Here is a 476-nt window from a genome sequence, read left to right on the forward strand (position 1 = left end):
GTTAATGCGGGATAAATTTTGATTTACACTCTTACTAAAAAACACTACAGCAACAAACTAATATGAAAGCTTACTATGAATCAAACAACATTCATTAACTACATTTCCAAAAAACATCCTGATCTAGAATGGCTTGTACAGCGGCATCCGCGCGAGCCATTCTAGGTCAACTTACCTACTCCCCATAGTCTGATTATTAGAATTCCGAACATTTGAAATGCATGAATGTTCAACGCCTTCAGCATATAACTCACAAACAAGAGAATAGATATCTATCCCTGTAAGAAGGATCTAACAAATACTCAATATTAGTTTTAATTTTATAGCACCTATTGCTTTTACAATTTTTTAAAAGAACGATGCTTTACATAACTTTTTTCAGTATGAAAAATGGTTCATCTCTCTACGCAATGTGCATAGGAAGATGAACCATTGATGTAAAAAATATGCGCTTTTTTAATTATATAAATCCATTT

This window comes from Bacillus sp. JJ1127 (assembly GCF_036965845.1).
Classification (GTDB): Bacteria; Bacillota; Bacilli; order Bacillales; family Bacillaceae_G; genus Bacillus_A.